The sequence below is a fragment of the Mesorhizobium sp. M7A.F.Ca.AU.001.01.1.1 genome (assembly GCF_004022735.1).
Lineage (GTDB): Bacteria > Pseudomonadota > Alphaproteobacteria > Rhizobiales > Rhizobiaceae > Mesorhizobium > Mesorhizobium ciceri.
Genome location: NZ_RZPF01000443.1, coordinates 1 through 5551, shown reverse-complemented (window position 1 = coordinate 5551; position 5551 = coordinate 1). Strand labels below are relative to the sequence as shown.

The window sequence follows — 5551 nt, the reverse complement described above, 5'->3', positions numbered from 1 at the left end:
CAGGTGCACCGTACAGTGGACGCGCATTCGGCGCCTGCGGATCGGCAAGCGCGAGCACCGCCTTGGCGGTGGCGGCGCCATAGTCGTCGTCGATCTGGTAGTTGAGCTCGAAGGCGCCGTTGGCGGCGCGCTTGGGCTCGCCGACGAAGCGGATCTGCGGCGGCTTGTCCGGTACGACCGCGAAGGCCCAGCGGCCGAGCTGGTCCTCGCCCGACGTCAGCGTCAGCGTGCCGTCGCCGGTCAGCTTGCTGGTGAACTGGCGCACCTTGGACGGCGTCGCCGGGCTTGCAGCCGGCTTGGCGGCGGCCTGCGGCGCAGCCGGGTCGATGGCGCGGGAATTGCCATTCTTGTCGGCGTAGCCGAGCGTTTCCTCGCCTGAGCCGCCCGTCACGCGCAGCGAAACGTCACTGCCTTCGGGAACCGTAAAGGTCGGGATGGCCTGGTTGGCGTCGGCGGTCAGGAAGATCGGCGGCTTGCCGGTGTAGGACGGCGGCGTCACCCAGGCGTCGATGCGCGGCGGCACGATATCGCGCGCGCCATGGGCATTGAAGCCGTCGCTGATCCTGCCGCCCGTCGGCCCGAAGGAGAAGGCGAAGGCGGTAACGAGCAAAAGTGCCGCCACCGCGCGCAGGGCCCAAGGGTCGCGCTCCGGCACGCGCGTGCGCGGCAGGTCGGCGCCGAGGTTGTCGAGCTTTCCGGCCATGCGCTTCTGGTGTTCGCGCCATAGCGCCTGCGAGAAGCTGCTTTCCCGGCCGCTTGGCCGGTCGGTCTGCACCAGCACCGGGCTGTGCAACAGTTGATTGGCTGCCTCGATGCGGCGGTCGATTTCGCCGGCGCCCGGCAGGCGGAAGAAACGCAGGGGATAAAGCGCGGCCAGTGCTGCTATGGCAAAGGCAGCGACCAGGCCGATGCGCGCCATATCCGGCAGCCGGGAGAATAGCCCGAGCCAGGAGATGCTGAGGAACAGGCTGGCAACGATGACGAGGGGAAGCAGCAACGGCCAGCCGCGCTCGACCACCATCGAGACCCGCGTGGCCAGCCTGCTCAAAGCCAGCCGCCCGGCGAGGCCGCGATCGCTGCTGAAGGTGGGTCGTTGCGTCATCGGCCCTTCCTTGAGCCTATGGCATCCCGAAACCGGGATGCGGCCCTATCCCTTTGAGCATGATCTGTTCCGAAAGGGATTCCATGTTTCGGGATCATGCTGTGGAGCGGGCAGATAGCCCGACGCCTCACGACTCAAAGAATACCAGCAAACACGGCAAAGGCGAGGCGGTTCGAAAAAACGTGAAGTGGACCGTTATAGTTCCATCCTGCATACCCTTTAGAAGGCAGCAGGCCCTTTAGAAGGTAGCGGGGTCCGCATTCGCCCCGCAGACCAGCACGGCGAGCCGTTCGCCCTGCGCCGGCGCATAGCGGCCCGACAGGATTGCGGCAAAGGCGGCCGCACCTCCCGGCTCGGAGATGATGCGGGTTCGGTTCCACAGCGCCTTCTGCGCGGCGACGATGTCGTCGTCGCCGACCAGGATCGAGCGTTCGACATAGGCCTCGGCGATCGGGAACATCATTTCGCCGACGCGCTTTGGCGCCAGCGAATCGGCGGCGATGCCCTCGGCCGGCGCATCGACGGGGTGTCCGGCCTCGAAGGCGCGATGCAGCGTCGGCGCTCCTTCCGGCTCGACGGCGATGATACGGCTGCGGCCGGCGAACCAGGCAGCGATGCCGCCGATCAGACCGCCGCCGCCGACAGCGACCAGCAGCGTGTCGATCCGAGGCAAATCGGCCTCGATTTCGAGCCCAAGCGTGCCCTGGCCGACGAGCGTTTCCTCCTGGTTGAAGGCATGAATCTGCAAAGCGCCGGTCTCCTCGGCGAACCGTTCGCTGGCGGCCAGCGCTTCGGCATAGCGGGCGCCGCCGACGATCAGCTCGGCGCCATAGGAGCGGATCCGTTCCAGCTTGGCCGCCGGGCTCACTTCGGGAACGAAGATGGTCGCCTTGTGGCCAAGCCGCATGGCGGCATAGGCGACGGCCGCGCCATGGTTGCCGCCCGATGCTGCGACGACACCGGCCTTTGGGACCGCACGCTCCAGCAGGTTGGTGAAGGCGCCGCGCGCCTTGAACGAGCCGGAATGCTGCAGGCATTCGAGCTTCAGGTCGACGGCCAACGGCGGCCGATCGAAGTCGGCCATGTCGACGCGCAGCACCGGCGTGTGCCTGATATAGGGGCGGATGCGCGGTTCCATCGCGGCAATGCGCTCGCGTGTGACGGTGATGCCGTTCGTCATGATTGCTCCCTGTGACGGGTCGGTGTGTTTCCGGCGCTTCTATGCAAGCCAGTCGGGCATCGAATCCAGTCCGATCAGGTCGTCATAGGTCAGGCGTGGGCGCACGACGTGGAACCGGTCGCCGTCGACCAGCACCTCCGGAACCAGCAGACGGGTGTTGTAGGTGCCGGCCTGCACCGCGCCATAGGCGCCCGCGGTGGAGACGGCAATCAGGTCGCCGGCCTTCAGCCTGGGCAGATCGCGGTCCAGGCCGATATAATCGCCGGTCTCGCAGACCGGGCCGACGACGTCGACCATCATGCGCGGCGTGTCCGCCGGCGGCTGCACGACCGGACGGATATCGTGGAAGGCATCGTAGAGCGTCGGCCGGATGAGATCGTTCATGGCGGCGTCGACGACGAGGAAGTTCTTGGCGTCGCCTTCTTTTACGAAGATCACTTCCGAGACGAGGATACCGGCATTGCCTACGATCAGCCGGCCCGGCTCGAACATCACCTTCAGCCCGAGCTTGGTGACATGCTTCCTGACGATCTGGGCATAGGCATCGGGCAGCGGCGGCGGGTTGTTGTCGACGCGATAGGGGATGCCGAGGCCGCCGCCGAGGTCGATATGCTCGATGGCATGGCCGTCCGCCCGCAGCGCGCCGACCAGATCGACAAGCAGGGCGAAGGCGTCGTCGAAGGGCTGCAGCTCCGTGATCTGGCTGCCGATATGGGTGTCGATGCCGGTGATCCTGATGCCGGGAAGCGTTGCCGCGCGGGCATAGACCTGCCGCGCCCGCTGCCACGGGATGCCGAATTTGTTCTCGGCCTTGCCGGTGGAGATCTTCTTGTGGGTCCTGGCGTCGACATCGGGATTGATGCGCAGCGAGATCGGCGCCACCTTGCCAAGGGCAACGGCTCGCGCCGACAACAGCTCAAGTTCAGGCTCGGACTCGACGTTGAAGCAGAGAATGCCGGCGGCAAGGGCAAAGTCCATTTCGCGCGCAGTCTTGCCGACGCCCGAAAACAGGATCTTGCCGGCCGGAATGCCGGCGGCCAGCGCCCGGCGCAATTCACCTTCCGAAACCACGTCGGCGCCGGCGCCGAGCTTCGCCAGCGTCCGCAGGACGGCCTGGTTGGAATTGGCCTTCATGGCGTAGCAGACCAGCGTGTCGAGCCCGGCAAAGGACTGGGCAAACACCCGGTAGTGCCTGGTCAGGGTGGCCGTCGAGTAGCAGTAGAATGGCGTGCCGACCTGTGCGGCGATATCTGGTATCGCCACGTCCTCGGCATGGAGCACGCCGTCGCGGTAGTCGAAATGGTTCACGGGAGTGATTCCGGAAGTTGCGGCAAGATGAGATCGGGTTGGAAGGCCCCGCTCTCGTCGGCCTAGATCAGCGGGTCGAGGATGAACTTCTTGTCCTTGACCGGTTTTTCTGGCTCCGGCGGCACGGGCTGATGGGCCTTCGAGGCATCCTTGCGCGCCTGCACGGCCGCCTCATAGGGCGTGTCGAGACCGCCCCTCCTGCCGCAGGCCGAGACGGCCGCGATCGCCACCAGCAGCGTCAGCGTCACCAAAATCCTGCTTCCGGTCATCGATCCATCCGTCCGAAACGTTTGTCAGCCGCCGCTTTTAGCCGAGTTCTCGGCGCATTGCACCCCGAGATATTGCTCGTCGCAATATCTGGCGCAACGTCCGGATATTGCTGGTCGCATGTCCGGGATATTGCTGGCGCAACATCCGGCATTACGCTTTCGCCAGTCGCTTTTTCCAGGCGCGGATCTGCTTCCTCACTTCCGACGGCGCGGTGCCGCCGAAACTGGTGCGGCTCTTGACCGAGTTCTGCACCGCCAGCACTGAGAATATGTCGGCCGTGATGCCGGGATCGATCGACTGCAGATCCTCCAGCGAAAGCTTCTCCAGCCCCACCTTCTTGTCTTCGGCCAGCGCCACCGCCCGGCCGGTGACATGATGCGCCTCTCGGAACGGCAGGCCGAGCGTGCGCACCAGCCAGTCGGCAAGGTCGGTTGCTGTCGCGTGGCCGGAGCCGGCGGCCTTCTTCATCGCGGCTGCGTTGACCGTCATGTCCGAGACCATGCCGGTCATCGCCGCCAGCATCAGGTCGAGCGTCTCGGCGGCGTCGAATACCGATTCCTTATCTTCCTGCATGTCCTTGCCATAGGTCAAAGGCATGCCCTTCATCACCGTCAGCAGGCCGACCAGATGGCCGGTGACGCGGCCGGTCTTGCCGCGCACCAGTTCGGCGGCATCGGGATTCTTCTTCTGCGGCATGATCGACGAGCCGGTGGAAAACGAGTCCGACAGCCTGACGAAGCCGAATTGCGGCGTCGACCAGATGATGATCTCTTCGGCCAGCCGCGACAGATGCGTGGCGCAGATCGCGGCCATGGCAAGGAACTCGAGCGCGAAATCGCGATCCGAGACGCTGTCGAGCGAATTGCGCATCGGCTCGCGGAAGCCGAGCCCCTTGGCGGTCCGGTGGCGGTCGATCGGGAAGCTGGTGCCGGCAAGTGCGGCGGCACCGAGCGGGCTTTCGTCCATGCGTTCGATCGCATCGCGGACACGCGACAGGTCGCGCGAAAACATCTCGACATAGGCCATGCAGTGATGGCCGAAGGTCACCGGCTGGGCCGCCTGCATATGGGTGAAGCCCGGCATCACGGTCGCCGCATGCTCCTCGGCCCGCTCCAGCAGCGCCTCAATCAACCCCTTCAACGCCTCGGCGACGCGAAAGCACTCCTCCTTGACCCAGAGCCGCAAATCGACCGCGACCTGATCGTTGCGCGAGCGGGCGGTGTGCAGGCGGCCGGCCGCCGGGCCGATCAGATCGGCAAGGCGCGCCTCGATGTTCATGTGGATGTCTTCGAGCCGCGTCGAGAACTCGAAGCTGCCGGCCTCGATCTCTCTCAGGATCGTGTTCAGCCCGTCAGCGATTTTTTCTTGATCGGCCGCCGAAATAATGCCCGTTTGCGCCAGCATCTCGCTATGGGCGATCGAGCCTTTGATGTCCTGCGCATAGAGTTTGCGGTCGAAGGAGATAGACGCGTTGATCGCTTCCATGATGGCGGCCGGACCCGAGGCAAAACGTCCGCCCCACATCTGGTTGCTGGTTTTCTTATCGCTCATGGCTATAACCCGTGCTTCGGAGCAGTTTTGAGAAAATGGCAGACGGTAGTAGATTCTTCCCGGCCCCGCGCCTGATCCTCGCCGCCTTGGTGGCGGGCGCGCTGGCGGGCGCGGGCGCGGGATATGTCAGCGAGAGCCGG

Annotated in this window: 5 protein-coding genes and 1 pseudogene; 1 reads left to right on the top strand and 5 read right to left on the bottom strand. The window is 65.3% G+C overall.

The genetic code is table 11. The features are described 5' to 3' along the window. The 5 genes from EN884_RS23720 to argH all read right to left on the bottom strand — a co-directional run. Positions 1-1102, bottom strand: a 1102-nt coding sequence (locus EN884_RS23720) for a DUF4175 family protein (RefSeq protein WP_128360762.1), incomplete at its 3' end; no start/stop codon positions are given. A gap of 238 nt (positions 1103-1340) precedes the next feature. Further along, positions 1341-2282 carry a threonine/serine dehydratase gene (locus tag EN884_RS23715; RefSeq protein WP_063169088.1) on the bottom strand — a complete coding sequence of 314 codons (942 nt, stop codon included), beginning with the start codon at positions 2280-2282 and terminating at the stop codon, positions 1341-1343. Positions 2283-2321: 39 nt separating this feature from the next. After that, positions 2322-3590: a diaminopimelate decarboxylase gene (gene lysA, locus EN884_RS23710; RefSeq protein WP_063169087.1), complete on the bottom strand. Its 1269-nt coding sequence runs from the start codon at positions 3588-3590 to the stop codon at positions 2322-2324. A gap of 62 nt (positions 3591-3652) precedes the next feature. Beyond that, the gene (locus EN884_RS23705; protein ID WP_013529409.1) at positions 3653-3859 is read right to left on the bottom strand and encodes a lipoprotein; all 207 of its coding nucleotides are present in this window, start codon (positions 3857-3859) and stop codon (positions 3653-3655) included. 151 nt (positions 3860-4010) lie between these two features. Continuing rightward, complete coding sequence (gene argH / locus EN884_RS23700) at positions 4011-5411, bottom strand: argininosuccinate lyase (RefSeq protein WP_063169086.1); 1401 nt, start codon at positions 5409-5411, stop codon at positions 4011-4013. 35 nt (positions 5412-5446) lie between these two features. On the opposite strand from argH, the pseudogene EN884_RS40305 reads away from it, so the two are divergent. Continuing rightward, a pseudogene (locus tag EN884_RS40305) lies at positions 5447-5551 on the top strand (TlpA family protein disulfide reductase); the annotation flags it as partial.

Excerpts from the sequence above, each read along its gene's own strand:
- EN884_RS23715 (WP_063169088.1), bottom strand. The coding sequence starts at position 2,282 with ATGACGAACGGCATCACCGTCACACGCGAGCGCATTGCCGCGATGGAA.
- argH (WP_063169086.1), bottom strand. The coding sequence starts at position 5,411 with ATGAGCGATAAGAAAACCAGCAACCAGATGTGGGGCGGACGTTTTGCC.
- EN884_RS23705 (WP_013529409.1), bottom strand. The coding sequence starts at position 3,859 with ATGACCGGAAGCAGGATTTTGGTGACGCTGACGCTGCTGGTGGCGATC.